Origin of the sequence: Nonomuraea thailandensis (genome assembly GCF_024172165.1) — a bacterium.
Lineage (GTDB): Bacteria > Actinomycetota > Actinomycetes > Streptosporangiales > Streptosporangiaceae > Nonomuraea > Nonomuraea thailandensis.
The window spans coordinates 2,965,538-2,982,471 of the sequence record NZ_JAMZEB010000002.1 but is presented as its reverse complement, the minus strand read 5'-3'; the positions used below and the strand labels follow the sequence as shown (position 1 = coordinate 2,982,471).

The window sequence follows — 16,934 nt, the reverse complement described above, 5'->3', positions numbered from 1 at the left end:
TTCCCCCCTGGACGGTGGCTAACCTGCGGCGCGCTGCCTCAGGACGTTCTTTTGGATCTTGCCGGTGGAGGTCTTGGGCAGCTCGCAGAAGACGACCGCCTTGGGAGCCTTGAAGTGCGCCAGACGGGCGCGCACGTGCTCGATCAGCTCCTCCCCGGTGGCCCGCGCCCCGGCCGCGAGGGTGACGTACGCGACGGGCACCTCGCCCCAGTGCGGATCCGGCCGGGCCACGACCGCGGCCTCCTGCACGCCGGGATGGCTCATCAGCACGTTCTCCACCTCGACCGAGGCGATGTTCTCGCCCCCTGAGATGATCACGTCCTTGGCCCGGTCGACGATCTGCACGTACCCGTCGGCGTGCACCACGCCCAGGTCGCCGGTGCGGAACCAGCCGTCGGGCGCGGCCTTGTCGGTGGCCGCCTGGTCGCGGTGGTAGCCGATCATGACGTCGTTGCCGCGTACGGCGATCTCGCCGACCGTCGAGGCGTCGGCGGGCACGTCGCGGCCGTCGCCGCCGACGACGCGGATGCGCTGGGCGATCACGTTGCCCACCCCCTGGCGGGCGGTCAGCGCGGCCGACTCCCCGATCGGCAGGTCCCGCCATTCGGGCTGGGGCTGGCAGACGACGGCGGGCCCGTACGTCTCGGTGAGCCCGTACAGGTGGATCACGTCGATGCCGGCCTGCAGCGCCCGTTCCAGCAGGGCGGGGCTCGGCGGCGCGCCGCCGACGCAGGCGAGCAGGCGGGGGTCGAGGGCCCGGGCGGGGGCGTCCTCGTGGGCGAGCAGCGAGGTCAGGACGGTCGGGGCGCCGCACAGGTGGGTGACGCGGTGGTCGCGGATCAGCCGCCACGCCTGGCCGGGCTCCGTCTTCGGCAGGCAGACGTGCCGGGCGCCGGCCAGCGTGACCGCCCACGGGAAGCACCAGCCGTGGCAGTGGAACATCGGCAGTGTCCACAGGTAGGAGCTCGCGGTGTCGAGCCTGGTGTGCAGCGCCATGGCCAGCGCCTGGAGGTAGGCGCCGCGGTGGTGGTAGACGACTCCCTTGGGGCGCCCGGTGGTGCCGCTGGTGTAGTTGATCGACAGCGGGGACAGCTCGTCCTCGACCCTGACCAGCAGCGGCTCGGCCGCAGCCAGGAGCGTCTCGTACTCGGCGGCGGGCACCAGCCGCAGCCCGGTGGCTCCGGCCGCCCGCGTGGCCAGGTCGGTGAGGGCGTCGTCGTGCAGGAGCACCGACACCTCGGCGTGGTCGAGGATGTAGGCCAGCTCGCCGGCGGACAGGCGGATGTTCATCGGCACCAGCACCGCGCCCGCCGCCGGCACGCCGAAGGTGGCCTCCAGCAGCAGGTGCCCGTTGTGCGCCAGCACCGCGACCCGGTCGCCCGGCCGCACGCCGGCCGCGGCCAGCGCGCCCGCCAGCCGGCGGGCGCGCTCCCACAGGCCGGCGTAGGTCAGCTCCAGCGCGCCGTCCACGACCGCGAGCCGCGGGCCGAAGACGGTGGCGGATCGTTCGAGGAAGCTGGTGGGGGTCAGCGGCTCGTACGACAACACCCGCCCATAATCCTCCTAACGCGCCCGGTAGGCGAGCATGAGGGCGAAGCCGGTGAGCGCCGCCTTGTCGCCGCCGTCGAGGACGAGGTTCCAGGCGGGCCCGCCCACGCCGAGGCCCGGCGCGCTCAGGATCCGCCCCTCGCTCAGCGCCAGCCTGGCGTCGCCGTCGAGCAGGAACCGGGCCCCGCTCCCTGCGGGCGCGAAGCTCGGCTGGACGCCGGTGATCTGGCGGCCGCTGATCCCGGGGAACAGGTCCGCGGTCAGCGGCAGCACGAGCACGTCGTCCTCGCCCTCGAGGAACTGCGCCCACTGCCCGGGGAACTCGGCCGCCACGTCGAGCAGGCGCGCCGCCGGGTACGGCCGCAGCATCCCCCTGACCGCGTTCGCGAACACCTCCCCGCCCTGCTCGGCGGTGTACCTGACGGTGATCGTGACGTCGCGCAGCTCGGGCCCGGCGGGGCCGGAGAGCTCCAGCCGCCAGCGGGAGACGGCGCCGGTCCCCTCGAACGGCAGGTACCTGTCGTCGTCGAAGCGCAGCTCGAACAGCCCGTTGTTGTCCTTGTACTCCGTCAGGGCGGACAGCGCGATCTGCTGGCCCGGCCGCCAGTCGCCGCGCAGGGTGGCGGGCGGCGCGCCCTTGGGGTCGAGCAGGTGCTTGACGGCCTTCGGGTCGGGCTCCAGCACGATCTTGTTGTCGAGCTGGGTCAGGGTGGCGTTCGGCCCGATGGGCCCGTCCGCGGTCTCGAAGGACACCGACACCGTGCGGATCCTGCGCGCGTAGTGCCCGGGGAAGTCGCGGTCGTAGAGCGCCTGCGTCAGCGCGAACCCGCACCGGCCCGACTCGCGCAGGGCCAGCAGGGCCTGCGCGTCCACCGCCAGGAGCGACACCTTCCTGGTGATCTCCAGGCCGCGCCGGTCGCCGTCCAGGTACGCAGCATCCTGGCCTCGTCCACGCTCTCGCCCGTGTACTGGCGGAACAGCAGGTCGCCCCAGTCGAGCAGGTTGTCGACGTAGGCCATCACGACCGCGCGGCGGTAGGCGGCCGGGCGCAGCTCGGCGATGGCGTGCGGGTCGAACGGATCGTCCAGGTACGCCCTGAGCAGGCTGCCCCGGTCGCCGAGCAGCCCGTGGCGCCACCTGAGCCGGCCGATCAGGGCGAGCCGCTCCCTGAGCCCGGCCAGCACGGCCGGCGGAGCGCTCTTGAGCGCGCCGACGGCCTTCTCGACGGCGGCGAGCCCGCCGTCGGCCAGCTCGCCGAGCCGCGTCTCCTCGGCGCCGGTGAGCTCCCTGATCTGCTGGAAGGCCGGGGCCATCGCCTCGATCTCGGCCAGGACGGGCAGCAGCGCCTTCTCCAGCGTGCCGATCCTGACGCCGGCGGCGGCCAGCTCGGCCAGGTCACGGCGGCAGCCCTCGGCCAGCGCCCGGACGTCCACGGCGAGGAACGGCAGGAACCGCCAGTGCCGCGACGGCCGGGTGGGGTCGAAGACGTACTCGTACCAGGTGCGGGCCTCCTCGAAGCGCTGGGCCCCGTTGAGCGCCCGCGCGATGAGCATGGGCGCGTGGAAGAACAGCTCCCAGTAGTAGACGCCGTTGGCGCTCTGGAAGTCCAGGTGGGAGCCGACCGGCACGCCGGCCTCCGCGATCCGCGGCCACACCTTGATCGTGGTGGCGTCGGACAGCGTGGTGCTGAACCCGGGCAGCTCGTCGCTCTCCTGCGTCGCGGGCGCGAGCAGCGCGGCGACGCCGCCGACCAGCGGCTCGCGGTTGAGCTTGTAGGCGGTGCTGGAGGTCAGGCGGACGATGTCGTGCGGCAGCCCGGCGTACTCGAAGGGCCGCACGGCGTCGCCCGGCTCGAAGACGTGGTAATCGGCGCCCGAGAACAGCAGCAGCTTCTTCGTGCCGTCGAGCGCGCCCTGGAAGGGGGGCAGGCCGCCCCAGTTGCCCTCGACCGGGTCGAAACGGTTCACGGCAGGCAGACCGGCGGGCGTCAAGGCCGCCGCCACGAACCGGATCATGAAGGCCAGGGAGGCGGAGCACGCCACCGTGTACGCGCAGGCGGACCAGACGATCGTGTGACGGCGGCGCCCGGCGGGGCCCCTCAGCCGGTGTGACGGTGGCCGGCGGGCCCCTCAGCCGGTGTGACGGGAGGTCCGGCGGTCGGTCGGGCGGGCGGGCGAGCGGGCGCGGAAGGCCGCCGCCTTCGTCCGGCTCTGGCAGGAGCGGGAGCAGAACTGGCGCACCCCGTTGCGGGAGGCGTCCACGTACACGCGGTCGCACTGCCTGGCCTGGCAGAGGCCGAGGCGCCCGCCGAGGTCGCTGCCGATGGCCAGCGTCAGGGCGGAGGCGATGCCGGCGCTCCATCCCACGGCGAGGGTGTCGTCGGCGCCGTGGAAGTGGACCTGCCACGGCTCGCCGGGCACGCGGTCGAGCTGGGGCCGCGCGCCCGTGCTGATGACGAGCGCGTTGACGACGGCGGCGGCGTCGTCCTCCCGCCCGGCGTCCATCGCCTCGAACACGCGCCGGACCTTCAGCGTGGTCCCGGCCAGGTAGAGGGCCTCCTCCATGGACACCGTCACGTTGCCGGGCAGGACGGCGCGGATCATGTCCGGCAGCGAGTCGCCCCTGGGCGCCACGTAGGGCTTGCCGCGGTCGCCGCCGTCGGTCAGCACGTTCACGAGCGATACCGCGGTGTCGAGCAGGATCGCCACGTGACTATCGAACAACACTTGACTGGTCACTCCTTCCGCTCTACGTTCGTGACCGACGTTATCAGCTTCGTCGGTCACGCGGGAGGTGAACGTGCCGATCATCGGGGGTGCGGAGCGCTTGCCGCGTACGGTGTGGTGGCTCGTCCTGGCACGGGCGGTCAACCGGCTGGGGGCCTTCTCCGTCGGGTTCCTCACCGTCCTGATCACCAGCGGCTTCGGGGTCAGCGTGGTCGCCGCCGGCGCGATCTCCGCCGCCTTCGGCCTGGCCACGATCCCCTCGCGGCTGCTGGGCGGCGTGCTGGCCGACCGGCTCGGCCGCCGCCGCACGATCGTCGCCGGGCTGGTGGCGTGCGCGCTGGCACAGGCCGGCATCGCGCTCTCGTCCTCCGTGGCGATGGTCGCGGTGTTCGCCGTGCTGCTCGGGCTGGCGTTCGAGATCTACGAGCCGCCGTCGCAGGCGATGATCGCCGACGCCGTACGGCCCGCCCAGCAGGCGCAGGCGTTCAGCCTGTTCAACACGGCCCTGGCGGTGGGCGGCATGGGCGCCGGCCTGATCGCCGCGGGCCTGGGCCGCTGGGACCTGCGCTGGCTGTTCGTCGCGGACGCCGTGAGCTGCCTGATCTGCGCGGCCGTGATCCGCCTCGTGCTGCCCGCCGATCCGCCTGCCGCCCCCCGCCGGGCCGGGGAGCCGGCGCAGGGCGGGGGGCCGGCGCAGGGCGGGGGGCCGGCGCAGGGCCGAAGGCCGGCGCAGGGCGGGGTGTCGGCCTGGCGCGACCGCAGGCTGCTCGTGCTCCTGCTCTCCGGCACGCTCTTCGCCGTGATCTTCATGCAGGTGGGGATGGCGATGCCGCTGGCGCTGGCGCGGCGCGGGCTGGAGGCGGCGGACGCCGGGCTGCTGTCGGCCGTCGCGGCCGTGGTGATGGCGCTCTGCCAGCCGCTGCTGCGGTGGACGGCGGCGCTGTCGCACCACGCGGCGATGACGTCCGGTTACCTGCTGCTCGCCGCGGGCCTGGCCGGCTACGCCGCGGCGGAGGGACTGCCGGGCCACCTCGCCGCCACGGTGGTGTGGAGCGCCGGTGACGTGCTGATGTTCGGGCGCAGCTACGCCCTCGTCGTCGGCCTGGCGCCCCCGGACGCGCGGGGACGTTACCTGTCGGTCTTCGGCACCTGCTGGGGCTTCGCCACCGTCCTGGCGCCGCTGTGCGGCACGCAGCTCCTGGAGCTCGCCGGGCCGGCCGGCCTGTGGGGCGGCCTGGCCCTCGTGTGCCTGCTGCTGGCCGCGGCCCAGCTCACCGTGATCAGGCCCCTGCTCCGCAGGCAGGACTCCCGCACGATGGTGGGCGTATAGTGGGCACCCGCCCGTTCGTCAGGGCGGGCGGCGACGTGCAGGGCGGAGAAGGATCGACCATGCCGACAGGGGTGCACCTCCGCGACCCGCGGGACCAGCTCTTCGCCGCGGCCGAGCAGGTCCTGCGGCAGGGCGGCCCGGACGCGCTGACCAGCCGGGCGGTGACCGCGCAGGCCGGCTGCGCCAAGGGGGTCCTGCACCGGCACTTCGAGTCCTTCGACGCCTTCCTCGCGGAGTTCGTGCTCGACCGCATCGGCCTGATGCAGGCCCAGGGCGCCGTCCTGCGCGACTCCGCCGGGACGGGCACCGTGGTCGACAACCTCACCGACGCCCTGATCAAGCTCTTCGACCCGGTCGCCGTGTCGATCGTCGCCCTGGTCACCTTCCACAACCAGGTGCGCGTCCGGCTGCGCGAGGCCAGGCCGATCGCCGGCCTCCCGGTCATGACGGAGCTCGGGATCATCCTGTCCGGCTACCTCACCGCCGAGCGGGACCTCGGCCGCATCGCGGCCGGCGCCGAGGTCGATCGGCTCGCTCCCACGCTGGTCGGCGCCGCGCACCTGCTGTTCGCCGGCCTCGACGGCCTGCCACTGTGGCCCGAGGACGTCCGCTCGGTCGTCGCCTCGGTCCTCGGCGACGCCGTGACGGCGCGCTGACCGCCCTGACCCGAGCACGAGCTCGTCCATCACCCTGGAGAACAGATGACCAGCCCTGACACGGTGATCACCGCACTTCGCACCGGACACGACTCCCTGGCCGCGGCCGTGTCCTCCTTCGGCGGCGACGAACTGGCCCGCCCCTCGGGCTCGGCCGAATGGGACGTCTCGGAGGTGCTGAGCCACCTCGGCAGCGGCGCCGAGATCGCCCGCGCCACCCTGCGCGCCGCCCTCGACGGCGACCCGGCCCCCGGCCGCGACTTCATGCAGTCCGTCTGGGACCGGTGGAACGCCATGACGCGCGAGCAGCGCGCCGACGGCTTCGCCCGATCGAGCCAGGCCCTGACGGAGCTGTACGAGTCGCTCGGCCCGGGCACGCGGACGAGCCTGCGCATCGACCTGGGCTTCCTGCCGGAGCCGGTCGACGTGGCCACGGCCGGGCGGATGCGGCTCAGCGAGCTGACCCTGCACGCGTGGGACGTGCGGGTCGCCTTCGACGAGCACGCCACCCTGGCTCCGGAGGCCACCCGCGAGCTGCTGCACGGGGCGCCCGACCTGCTCGGCTGGGCCGCCAAGCCGGAGCGGCTCAAGGGCGAGCACGCGGTCGTGCACGTCACCACGACGGAGCCGGCGTCGGAGTTCGCGTTGCGGCTGGGCGAGCGGATCAGCGTGGACTTCGACGTCGCCGGCGAGGCCGACGGCACGCTGCTGCTGCCCGCGGAGTCGTGGCTGCGGCTCGTGGCGGGCCGCCTCGCGCCGCGCCACACGCCCGGGAGCGTCGCCACGACCGGCGCCGCCGACCTCGACCTGTTGCGCCACGTCTTCCCTGGTTACTAGGCGCACGAGACCGGTCCGCACCGCGACACGAAGGCACGGCACATGACAGAGCACCCCCTGTGGCCCACGACCGGCGCGGCCACCATCACCGCCTTCCCCGTGGACGGCCCCGCGCCGGCGATGGTGGTGTGCCCCGGCGGCGCCTACCACCACCTGGCCGATCACGAGGGCGCCCCGGTCGCGCGGTGGCTGAACTCGCTGGGTGTGGCGGCGTTCGTGCTGCGGTACCGGATCGCGCCGCACCGCCACCCGCTCCCCCTCCTCGACGCCGCCAGGGCGGTGCGCTGGGTGCGGCACCACGCGGCGGACGCCGGGGTGGATCCGGCCAGGGTGGGGGTGCTGGGGTTCTCGGCGGGCGGGCACCTGGCCGGGCTGCTCGCCACCGGGAAGGGGCCGATGCCGGCGGAAGGCCCGCACGACGCCGTGGACGAGGCCGATCCCCGGCCCGGGCTGGCCGTGCTGTGCTACCCCGTCACGACGCTGACCGGGTCGGCCGCGCATCGGGGCTCGGCCGCGAACCTGCTCGGCGCGGACGCTCCCCGGTCCGTGCGCGAGGAGCTCTCGCTCGCGAACCGGGTGACCGGGGACACGCCGCCCATGTTCCTGTGGCACACCGCCGACGACGAGTCCGTGCCGGTCGAGAACACCCTGTCGCTCTCCCTGGCGCTGGCCCGGCACGGCGTCGCGCAGGAGGTGCACGTGTACCCCAGCGGCAGGCACGGTCTCGGGCTGGCGGAGGAGGACCCGGTCGTGGGCGGCTGGACCGCGCGGTGCGCCGCCTTCCTGCGCGGCCGGGGCTGGTGACCCGGGGTCTCCCCGGCGGGCCGCGGGGTCCGCGCGACCGTCAGCCCTGGGTGGCGGCGGCGCGCATGCGCTCGAAGTTGGCCACGTACTGCCGGTAGACGTTCTTGTCGTTGAGCCGCAGCAGCGTCTCGTCGTTGCGGCGCAGCGAGGTCTCGTTGTAGTTGTGGCTGCCGGTGAAGACCCAGCGGGCGTCGCGGTCGCCGTCGTAGGAGCCCTCGACGAGCAGGTACTTGGAGTGGATGCGGCCGGGCAGCGCGCTGCCCGAGCCGAGGGTGCTCAGCTCGATGCCGGGCTGCGCGGCCAGGACGGCCTTGACCTCGTCGTCGATGATCCCGTACACGATCCGCACCCGGCAGCCGTCGCCGGCCAGGTCGCGCAGCTTCTCGGCGATGGCGACGCGGTAGGCGTCCCATTCCGACATGCCGACCCTGATGGTGGTGCCGCGCCGGCAGGAGACCCTGCCGAGGTGGTCCACGATCGGGTCGCCGTCCGCCTTGGGGAAGAAGTGCGCGCGGGCGCTGCGCGTCTGCACGACGCGGTAGTAGTCGAGGTTCTTCCGCTCTGCGGCCAGGTCGGCGAAGTAGGCGTCGTACGCGGCGTACAGGCGCCTGTCGCCGGGCAGGACGACGGCGTTGTTCCAGTACGTGGTGGAGTTCAGGTCGGTCAGGTTGGCCGAGGACTGCACCACGACGTCGGAGGCCCGGCCGGCCCGCGAGAACAGGTAGAACTTGTTGTGCTGCCCCTTGTCGCCGATGCAGGCGGCGGTGCCGCCCGACATCGGGCCGGTGCACACGTGCAGCCACGAGTCGCCCGTGAGGTCGGTGCCCAGCCCGGCCGCGAGCTGGGCGGCCACGGCCGCGCCCCGCTGGTCGCCGTCGAGGACGACGCGGACCCGCACGCCGCGCCGGTGCGCTTCGAGCAGCTCGGCGGCGAACTCACCGCCGGCCGTGCCGGACATGACGAAGTGGGCGATCTGGATGCTCGCCCCCGCGGGCGTCTGCCTGACCAGGCCGCAGAGGGTCCTTACGATCGCGGCCGGGTCCCCGCCGACCGGCTCGCTGAACACGGCGCCGGTCGTCACCGGTCCGGTGGGGGCGCCCGCGCAGGCGGACGCCCCGGACGACCCGGACGACCCGGCGGCGGCCGGTCCCGCGCCGGCGAGGGCGGCGGCGGCCAGGGCGACTCCGGCGGCCAGGGCGGGCAGGGACTTGCTCGTCATGCGGGGCTCCTCCAGCGTTACGGCCAGCCTTGATCACTGCTTTTGGGACTGGCCCGAAACGAGGGTGGAGCGCCCGGTTGCGATCATGGTGACGGCCCGCGGGCAGCGCGCTGAACGGTCGATGAACATCATCCGCCCGGCGGGCCCCGCCGGTGGGGGCTCGCGGAGGGCTAGAGCCTGCGCCACTCACCCGAGCCGAGGGCCGAGGCACCCTGCGGGCCCATCATCGTCATGCCGCCGTCCACGAACACCGTCGCGCCCGTGACGTACGAGGCGGCCGGCCCGGCCAGGAAGGCCACCACGGCCGCGACCTCGCGGGCGTCGCCCGGCCTGGGGATCGGGTTGCCCGGCCGGCTGCCCTCCTGCGGCGGCAGGTCCTCCTGCCCGGTCATGGGGGTGGCGATCTCGCCCGGCGCCACCGTGTTGACGGTGATGCCGTGGTCGGCCAGCTCCAGCGCCAGCACCCGGCTGAGCATGCGCAGCCCGCCCTTGGCCGCGCAGTACGGCCCCGAGCCCATCTTCGGGTACTCCTCGTGCACGCTGGTGACGTTGACGATCCGGCCGCCGCGCCCGGTGGCCACCATGCGCCTGGCCGCCCGCTGGGCGCACAGGAACGCGCCGTCGAGGTCCACCGCCAGGATCTCCCGCCAGCGCTCGTACCCCATCTCCAGCAGCGGCTCGTGGCTGCCGGTGCCCGCGTTGTTCACCAGCACGCCGAGGCCGCCCAGCTCGCCGGCCAAGTCGTCCACGACCTCGGCGGCGCGTACGGGGCCGGTCAGGTCGTGCTGCCGGACCGCGGGCGCCCGGCCGCGGTCGCGGACCAGGCGGGCGGTCTCCTCCGCGCCGTCGCGGTCGTGGTGGTAGGTGATGCCGACGTCGAAGCCCTGCTCGGCCAGCGCCACGGCGGTGGCCTTGCCGATGCCGGAGTCGGCTCCCGTGACGATCGCCACCCGGTCGTACGCGTCGTTCATGGTTTCCTCCCGTTGTCGCAGGGACTTACCTGCAAGCCACATCGGGCTCACCTGCCCGACAGCATTCCTATCGATCAAGAGACTCTACGCTGCGTGGTCATATAACTACTTTTAGTAGCGACTGCCTGTCCGACCCCCCGGAGGAAGAATGCCCACGGACCCGACGGAAACCCGGCTCAGCCTGGACACCCGGGCCGCGCGCAACCTGGCCACGACCACCAAGACCCGCCCGCAGATGCAGGCCATCAGTTCCCGGTGGCTGCTGCGCATGCTGCCCTGGGTCGACGTGCGCGGCGGGACGTACCGGGTCAACCGGCGGCTGACGCACCGGCCGGGGCGCGGGCGCGTCGGCGTGGTGCCGGGCGGGTCCGGCGACGCGCGGATCGTGCCCGGGACGCTGACGGAGATCCCGGCGCTGCGCGGCTTCGGCGACGCCGCCGCGCTGACGGCCATCGCCGGCGAGTTCGCGGTGCGCGAGCTGCGGCCCGGTGACGTCGTCGCCGAGGAGGGCGGCCCCGTCACCGGCGCCTGGGTGATCGCGCACGGCCGGGTCGAGCGCCTGGCCACCGGCCGGTACGGCGCCACCCAGTTCCTCGGCGTCATCGCCGACGGCGACCAGTTCGGCGACGAGGTCCTCGTCGAGGACGAGGCCCGCTGGCCGTGCACGTTCAGGGCCGCCACGCCGTGCACGGTGCTGTTCGCGCCGCGCGACGGGCTGCGGCGGGTGGCGGAGCGCTCGGCCGCGCTGCGCGAGCACCTCGCCGGTTACCTCGACACGCTGAGCAGGCCGGTCAACCGCCGCGGCGAGGCCGCCGTGCGCCTGTCGGCCGGTCACACCGGCGAGCCGGTCATCGACGGCACGTTCGTGGACTACGACCTGCACCCCCGCGAGTACGAGCTGAGCGTCGCCCAGACCATCCTGCGGGTCCATACCCGCGTCGCCGACCTGTTCAACGACCCGATGAACCAGATCGAGCAGCAGCTCCGCCTGACCATCCACGAGCTGCGCGAGCGCCAGGAGTCGGAGCTGCTCAACAACCGCGAGTTCGGGCTGCTCCACAACACCGACTACGACCAGCGCATCTACACCTGGTCGGGCCCGCCCACCCCCGACGACCTCGACGAGCTGATCAGCATGCGGCGCAAGACCCGGCTGCTGCTGGCCCACCCCAAGGCGATCGCCGCGTTCTTCCGCGAGTGCAACAAGCGGGGGCTGGTCGTGGGCAGCACCGAGGTCAACGGGCACGAGGTGCCTGCCTGGCGGGGCATCCCGATCTTCCCCTGCGGCAAGATCCCGGTCTCGCCGCACCGCACCACGTCGATCCTGGCGCTGCGGACGGGCGAGGACGACCAGGGCGTCGTCGGGCTCTACCAGACGGGCATCCCCGAGGAGTTCGAGCCGGGGCTGAACGTGCGCTTCATGGGCATCAACCCGCAGGCCGTGATGTCGTACCTGGTCAGCGCCTACTACTCGGTGGCGATCCTGGTGCCCGACGCGATCGGGATCCTCGAGGACGTCGACGTCGCCGCCCCGCGCTCGTGACCCGCCGGCCCCAGGAAGAGGCGCGCCATGTCTGACATCCCAGCCGGGCCGACGGGCCTGGGCTCCTACACGCTCAGCCTGCGCTCGGCGCTGCGGCCGTACCGGCACACGTTCGAGGAGGGCGACGGCCACGAGCCGCCCTCCTACGGCGGGTCCGGCAGGATCGGCGGCCCCGGCCTGGCGCCGCTGCCCTACCGGGAGCGCGACTGGGGTGACGGCACGTACCCGCCGCTGTACTGCCCCGATGCCGACCGCGTGGACGACGCGCTGGGCGCGGAGGTGGACCGGCGGCTGGTGGCGTGGGCGGAGCGGATCGGGCTGCACGAGGGGCGGATGGCGGAGTTCGCCTCGACGGGGTTCGGTCGGCTGGCCATGCTGACCCACACCGACACCGACGACCCCGACATGCTGCTGATCGCGGCGCAGATGAACAGCGCCTGGTGGGCGGCCGACGACTACTACGCCGACGAGACCGACCTGGGCGCCACGCCCACGGAGCTGCCGCCGAGGCTGGCGCTGGTCATGTCGGCCATGGACCCGCCGCCGGACGCCGGCGGCTACACCGAGCAGCTCGAGGAGGCGATCAGGAGCGATCCCGTGCTGGTGTCGCTGCGCTCGGCCACCAGCCACGCCGCCCGCCACGCCACCTCGGCGCAGGTCATGCGGCTGTGCAACATCACGAGCCAGATGTACGTGAGCTGGACGGCCTACGCCGCCTGGCGTTTCCTGGAGACGCCGCCGCCCGTGTGGCGTTACCTGGCGGCCCGCCAGCACGACAGCTTCTACACCTCCATGGTCCTCATCGACATCGTCGGCGGCTACGAGCTGTCGCCGCACCTGTTCGCGGAGCGGCGCTTCCACACCGCCCTCATGCAGGCGGGCACCGCCGCCGTGCTGGTCAACGACCTGCACTCGGCGGCCAAGGAGGCGGCCGACGAGCTGCCCGACTCCAACGTGGTGCTGCTCATCGCCGCCGAGGAGGGCTGCTCGACCCGCGAGGCCGCCGAGCGCACGGTCCGCCTGCACAACGAGTTCGTCCGCGGGTTCGAGCAGAGCCAGCGGGAGCTGTCCGCCCTGCCCTCCCCCGAGCTGAAGCGTTTCCTGCGCGGCGCGCAGGCGTGGATGGCCGGGGGCATCGAGTGGCACGGCAGTACGAGCCGCTACCAGTCCTGACCCGGCAACCCCTTTGATCACAACCAGGAAGGAGCCCGAGGTGACCGTCACCCCGAACGCCGTCCCCGTTCTGAGCAGCCTCTACCAGCAATCCGTCGCCGACTATTGGAACGCCGAGGAGAACCCGGTCAACCTGCGCCTGGGGGAGGTGGACGGCCTGTACCACCATCACTACGGCATCGGCGAGGTGGACTGGTCGGTCCTCGACGGCCCCGCCGAGACCAGGGAGAGACGCGTCGTCAACGAGCTGCACCGGCTGGAGAGCGCGCAGGCGGAGACGCTCATCGCGCACCTCGGCCCGCTGCGCCCCGATCACCGCGTCATGGACGCCGGGTCGGGCCGCGGCGGCTCCAGCCTCCTGGCCAACCTGCGCACCGGCTGCCAGGTGGACGGCGTGTCGATCTCCGAGTCCCAGGTCGCCTTCGCCAACCAGCAGGCCAAGGAGCGCGGCGTGGACGACAAGGTGCGCTTCCACTTCCGCAACATGCTCGACACCCGCTTCCCCACCGGCGACTTCCAGGCCATCTGGAACAACGAGAGCACGATGTACGTCGAGCTGTCGCTGCTGTTCGCCGAGCACTCCAGGCTGCTGCGCCGCGGCGGCCGCTACGTCTGCATCACCGGGTGCTACAACGACGCCTACGGCCTGCCCTCGCGCGCCATCAGCCAGATCAACGCCCACTACATCTGCGACATCCACTCGCGCAGCACCTACTTCAAGGAGCTGGCCGCCCACCGCCTCGTGCCGGTGAGCGTGGTGGACCTCACGGCGGCGACCATCCCCTACTGGGAGCTGCGGGCCAGGACGCATCTGGCCACCGGGATCGAGGACGCCTTCCTGGAGGCGTACAAGAGCGGCAGCTTCCAGTACCTGCTGATCGCGGCCGACCGGGTCTGACGGCCCGGCCTCCTCCCCCTCCCCCTGGCCTTCCCCCCGCCCGGCAGCCCTCCACGCGGTGACGCGCCCCTGCCGGGCCGCCGGTGTGCCGGCAGGAACGCGGCGACCGCGAAGGCGACCAGGGACGCGCCGCAGCCGATCGCCATGACCAGGCGGAAGCCGGCGGGCGACGGCGCGGTCAAGGTGCCGAGATCGACCGTGAGCCGGGCGAGCACGACCCCGGCGACGGCGCTGGAGACCGAGGTGCCGATGGCCCGCGAGAGCGTGTTGAGGCTGTTGGCGGCGGCCGTCTCCGCGATCGGCACCGCGGCCATGATGAGCGCGGGCATGGCCCCGTACGCCAGGCCGATGCCCGCCCCGATCACCGACGAGACGAGCACGAGCTGCCACGCCGCCGACATCAGCGCCACGCCGAGGCCGTAGCCGGCGGCGACCACGAGGGCGCCGGCCATGAGCGTCACCTTGGGGCCGCGGGCGCGCGAGAGCCGGGCCGACACCGGCGCCATGGCCATCATGACCAGCCCGGACGGCGCCAGCACCAGGCCCACGCCGAGCATGGTGGCGCCCAGCCCGTAGCCGGTGGAGACGGGCAGCTGCAGCAGTTGCGGCAGCACCAGCGACATGGCGAACATCGCGAACCCGAACACGACCGAGGCCAGGTTGGTCAGCAGCACCTGGCGGCGGGCGGTGGTGCGCAGGTCGACCAGCGGCTGCCGGGCGCGCAGCTCCCACACGCCCCACAGGCCGAGCACGGCGGCCCCGCCACAGAGCAGGCTCACCGTGACCGCGCTCCCCCATCCCCAGTCGGCGCCCTTGGAGACCGCCAGCAGCAGGCAGGTCAGCCCGGCCGACAGCCCGGCCGCGCCCGCCAGGTCGAAGCGCCCGCCGCCGCGCACCTCCGACTCCGGCACGAACGCCAGGACGAGCGCGGCGGCCACGGAGCCGAAGGCCGCCGACGTCCAGAACAGCATGTGCCAGTCGGTCTGCTCGGCCAGCAGGGCCGCCGCGGGCAGGCCGAGCGCGCCGCCGACGCCGAGCGAGGCGCTCATCAGGGCGGTCGCCGAGCCGAGCCGCTCGGCGGGCAGCTCGTCGCGCATGATGCTGATGCCCAGCGCGACGACGCCGGAGGCGGCGCCCTGCAGCGCCCTGCCCGCCACCATCGGGGCCAGCGTGTCGCTGAGGCCGCAGACGGCCGAGCCGGCCACCAGGAGGGCGAGGCTGATCAGCAGCATGCGCCGCTTGCCGTACATGTCGCCCAGGCGGCCCACGACCGGTGTCGCGACGGCCCCGGCGAGCAGCGTGACGGTGATCGCCCAGGTGGCGTCGTTCGGGGTGGCGTCCAGGAGGGTCGGGAGCTGCGGGATGAGCGGGATCACCACGGTCTGCATGAGCGCGACGACGATCCCGGCGAAGGCCAGCACCGGCACGACGGCCCGCGGTTTCCGGATGGAGGGCATGAGAGCAGCTTCCGGTGGGCGATCATTCACGTCAATGTCATGATCCGGCGGCGAGCGGTCTCCAGGCGAAGGCGTCGCCCCGGCGCTCGATGCGGCCGAGGCCGGGGAAGGGCAGGTGGTAGGCGTGCACGAGCAGGCTCTCCTCGGCCGCCCAGGCCAGCAGCCGGCGGCGGCTGGCGACCGAGCGGGCGGCGTCGTGGTCCCAGGGCGTGCGCCACGCGGGGTGGGCGAGCTGCAGCGGGTCGTAGAAGGTGTCGCCGAGGCAGAGCAGCCGCTCACCGCGCGAGCGCAGCAGGACGGCCGTGTGCCCGGGAGTGTGGCCGGCGGCGTCGACGGTGTGCACGCAGGGCAGCAGCTCGATGCCGTACTCGACGGGGCGCAGCCGCTCGCCGAAGAGCCTGATCGCCTCCTGCGCGGGCCGGCGCTGCTCGTCGGACAGCTCGCCGGCCCTCTTGGACCAGAACGCCACCTCGGCGGCGTGCGCGTATCCGGCCGCCTCGGGAAAGGCGAGCTCACCCGGCCAGGTGGCGCCCCTGACGTGGTCCTCGTGCAGGTGGGTGAAGACGACGGCGGCGAGGTCGGACGGCTCGAACCCGGCCTCCGCCAGGCCCGCGCCGAGCCGGCCGACCAGCGGCTCGATGGCGGGCCCGTACCCGAGGAAGCCCTGCCCGAGCCCCGTGTCGATCAGCGCCAGGCCTCCGGAGGTCTGCACGCACAGGCAGTTGTACGCGCACGTCAGCGTGGACCTGCCGCGCCCCTCCTCCGCGATGGCGGCCTCCAGCTCGTGCTCCGGCACCCCCGTTTCCGGGGTGTAGAACGCGGACAGCGGCGGCACCCAGGGCGGCTCTGGCTGGCCGTCGCTGATGACGGCGCAGTGCAGGTCGCCGACCGTGAAGCGGTGGATCATCGTGTCTCCCTGAAATCCGGTTGCCGAGGGGGCGCCGTGCCTTCCAGGATCATGCCGTGTGACGACTGCACATGAGAATGACGCCGCCCGCCCGCTGGCGCTGGTGACCGGTGTCGGCCGGACGGCCGGGATCGGCGCGGGCATCGCCGGCCGGCTCGCGGCTGACGGCTGGAACGTCGCCCTGACCCTCTGGACCCCGTACGACGAGCGCATGACCTGGGGCGTCGAGCCCGGAGCGACCGACGCGGTCACCAGGACGCTGGCCGCCCACGGCGCCGCCACCGCCGCCGTCGAGGCGGACCTGTCGGACCCGGACGCCCCGGCGTTCGTCTTCGACGAGGTCGAACGCCGCCTCGGCCCGGTCACGGCGCTGGTGATGTGCCACTGCGAGTCGGTCGACTCCGGCCTGCTCGACACCACCGTGGAGAGCTTCGACCGGCACTTCGCGGTCAACGCGCGGGCCACGTGGCTGCTGATCCGCGAGTACGGCCGCCGCTTCACCGGCGCGCACGGCACCGGCCGGATCGTCGCGCTCACCAGCGATCACACGGTGGGCAACCTGCCCTACGGCGCCAGCAAGGGCGCCCTGGACCGCATCACGCTGGCCGCCGCGCACGAGCTCGCCCACCTGGGCGTCACCGCCAACGCTGTCAACCCGGGGCCGGTGGACACCGGGTGGATGTCGGCGGAGACCCGGGAGCGGATGCTGCGCCTGACCCCGCTCGGCCGCCTCGGCACGCCTCTCGACACCGCGAACCTCGTGTCGTTCCTGTGCTCGCCGCAGGGGCAGTGGATCAACGGGCAGTTGCTGATGAGCAACGGCGGCCTGGGGTAGCGGGCGGCCGGGGCTTCAGGACGCCGGCGG

16 protein-coding genes are annotated in these 16,934 nt (G+C 73.5%); 8 read left to right on the top strand and 8 right to left on the bottom strand.

Going from position 1 to position 16,934, the window contains the following annotated elements; all coding sequences use genetic code 11:
* Window positions 1–18: 18 nt before the first annotated feature.
* The 4 genes from HD597_RS17265 to HD597_RS17250 form a co-directional block, all read right to left on the bottom strand.
* Window positions 19–1,548, bottom strand: a complete 1,530-nt coding sequence (locus HD597_RS17265) for an AMP-binding protein (protein WP_253743386.1) — start codon at window positions 1,546–1,548, stop codon at window positions 19–21.
* A gap of 15 nt (window positions 1,549–1,563) precedes the next feature.
* Window positions 1,564–2,436, bottom strand: coding sequence for a Tc toxin subunit A-related protein (locus HD597_RS17260; RefSeq protein ID WP_253743385.1), 873 nt, complete (start codon window positions 2,434–2,436; stop codon window positions 1,564–1,566).
* Complete coding sequence (locus HD597_RS17255) at window positions 2,364–3,563, bottom strand: hypothetical protein (RefSeq protein WP_253743384.1); 1,200 nt, start codon at window positions 3,561–3,563, stop codon at window positions 2,364–2,366. The genes HD597_RS17260 and HD597_RS17255 overlap by 73 nt, the downstream gene beginning before the upstream one ends.
* Window positions 3,564–3,677: 114 nt before the next feature.
* Complete coding sequence (locus HD597_RS17250; protein WP_253743383.1) at window positions 3,678–4,274, bottom strand: CGNR zinc finger domain-containing protein; 597 nt, start codon at window positions 4,272–4,274, stop codon at window positions 3,678–3,680.
* Between the two features lie 73 nt (window positions 4,275–4,347).
* Between HD597_RS17250 and HD597_RS17245 the strand changes: the two genes are divergently transcribed.
* From HD597_RS17245 to HD597_RS17230, 4 genes are read left to right on the top strand one after another with little or no spacing between them, the layout of a single operon-like run.
* Window positions 4,348–5,604 (top strand): MFS transporter, encoded by a 1,257-nt coding sequence (locus tag HD597_RS17245; RefSeq protein ID WP_253743382.1) that lies wholly within the window; start codon window positions 4,348–4,350, stop codon window positions 5,602–5,604.
* 59 nt (window positions 5,605–5,663) lie between these two features.
* Window positions 5,664–6,260, top strand: a complete 597-nt coding sequence (locus HD597_RS17240; RefSeq protein WP_253743381.1) for a TetR/AcrR family transcriptional regulator — start codon at window positions 5,664–5,666, stop codon at window positions 6,258–6,260.
* Window positions 6,261–6,305: 45 nt separating this feature from the next.
* On the top strand, window positions 6,306–7,097 hold the full coding sequence (locus HD597_RS17235) for a maleylpyruvate isomerase family mycothiol-dependent enzyme (RefSeq protein ID WP_253743380.1): 792 nt from the start codon (window positions 6,306–6,308) through the stop codon (window positions 7,095–7,097).
* Window positions 7,098–7,139: 42 nt separating this feature from the next.
* Window positions 7,140–7,901 carry an alpha/beta hydrolase gene (locus HD597_RS17230; RefSeq protein ID WP_253743379.1) on the top strand — a complete coding sequence of 254 codons (762 nt, stop codon included), beginning with the start codon at window positions 7,140–7,142 and terminating at the stop codon, window positions 7,899–7,901.
* Window positions 7,902–7,941: 40 nt separating this feature from the next.
* Here the strand turns inward: HD597_RS17230 and HD597_RS17225 are convergent, their stop codons facing one another.
* The gene (locus tag HD597_RS17225; RefSeq protein WP_253743378.1) at window positions 7,942–9,120 is read right to left on the bottom strand and encodes a phospholipase D-like domain-containing protein; all 1,179 of its coding nucleotides are present in this window, start codon (window positions 9,118–9,120) and stop codon (window positions 7,942–7,944) included.
* Between the two features lie 170 nt (window positions 9,121–9,290).
* Entirely contained in the window at window positions 9,291–10,091 is an 801-nt protein-coding gene (locus HD597_RS17220; RefSeq protein WP_253743377.1) for an SDR family oxidoreductase, read from the bottom strand.
* Window positions 10,092–10,239: 148 nt separating this feature from the next.
* Here HD597_RS17220 and HD597_RS17215 point away from each other — a divergent pair, with 148 nt between their 5' ends.
* The 3 genes from HD597_RS17215 to HD597_RS17205 are packed head-to-tail and all read left to right on the top strand — an operon-like array spanning window position 10,240 to window position 13,705.
* The gene (locus HD597_RS17215; RefSeq protein ID WP_253743375.1) at window positions 10,240–11,634 is read left to right on the top strand and encodes a family 2B encapsulin nanocompartment shell protein; all 1,395 of its coding nucleotides are present in this window, start codon (window positions 10,240–10,242) and stop codon (window positions 11,632–11,634) included.
* 27 nt (window positions 11,635–11,661) lie between these two features.
* Window positions 11,662–12,807, top strand: coding sequence for a family 2 encapsulin nanocompartment cargo protein terpene cyclase (locus HD597_RS17210; protein WP_253743374.1), 1,146 nt, complete (start codon window positions 11,662–11,664; stop codon window positions 12,805–12,807).
* Window positions 12,808–12,847: 40 nt separating this feature from the next.
* Window positions 12,848–13,705, top strand: coding sequence for a geranyl diphosphate 2-C-methyltransferase (locus tag HD597_RS17205; protein WP_253743373.1), 858 nt, complete (start codon window positions 12,848–12,850; stop codon window positions 13,703–13,705).
* On the opposite strand, the gene HD597_RS17200 is transcribed toward HD597_RS17205, so the two are convergent.
* Entirely contained in the window at window positions 13,591–15,162 is a 1,572-nt protein-coding gene (locus tag HD597_RS17200; RefSeq protein WP_253743372.1) for an MFS transporter, read from the bottom strand. The two genes, HD597_RS17205 and HD597_RS17200, sit on opposite strands and share 115 nt — an antisense overlap.
* A gap of 37 nt (window positions 15,163–15,199) precedes the next feature.
* Complete coding sequence (locus tag HD597_RS17195; protein ID WP_253743371.1) at window positions 15,200–16,069, bottom strand: MBL fold metallo-hydrolase; 870 nt, start codon at window positions 16,067–16,069, stop codon at window positions 15,200–15,202.
* A gap of 58 nt (window positions 16,070–16,127) precedes the next feature.
* Here HD597_RS17195 and HD597_RS17190 point away from each other — a divergent pair, with 58 nt between their 5' ends.
* Window positions 16,128–16,904, top strand: a complete 777-nt coding sequence (locus HD597_RS17190) for an SDR family oxidoreductase (RefSeq protein WP_253743370.1) — start codon at window positions 16,128–16,130, stop codon at window positions 16,902–16,904.
* The last annotated feature ends 30 nt before the right edge of the window (window positions 16,905–16,934 follow it).